Below are 411 nucleotides of genomic sequence, written 5' to 3'. Positions count from 1 at the left end.
TCACCGGCATCGCCACTGACCACGAACTCCCCGTCGTCGCCAGAGCACACGCTAGGTGCGGTAGCAGATACCGTAACGGCGTTCGGAAGCGGGTCGACGGTGATCGTAGCGCTAACGCCCGTAAGGTCAAGGTCACAGCTCGTATTGGAAACGTTGCTGACATCGATGGTCGTCGCTGAGGTAATCCCCACAACCGCGATCTCAAGCGTACCGTCAGCAGGTATCACGCCTGTTACCGATGGGCCGCCGTCTATACTGTAGGTCACGGTGTCACCGGCATCGCCACTGACCACGAACTCCCCGTCGTCGCCAGAGCACACGCTAGGTGCGGTAGCAGATACCGTAACGGCGTTCGGAAGCGGGTCGACGGTGATCGTAGCGCTAACGCCCGTAAGGTCAAGGTCACAGCTC

Annotated in this window: 1 protein-coding gene; it reads right to left on the bottom strand. The window is 60.3% G+C overall.

Annotation, left to right across the window (positions count from 1 at the left end; translation table 11 throughout):
- Positions 1-411: hypothetical protein (locus AB9K26_RS00130; RefSeq protein ID WP_369970529.1), on the bottom strand; the 411-nt coding region annotated here is incomplete at both ends.

The organism is Psychroserpens sp. XS_ASV72 (assembly GCF_041224425.1).
Taxonomy (GTDB): Bacteria; Bacteroidota; Bacteroidia; order Flavobacteriales; family Flavobacteriaceae; genus Psychroserpens.
The sequence above is the reverse complement of the archived record's forward strand: the minus strand, read 5'-3'. Positions and strand labels throughout refer to the sequence as shown.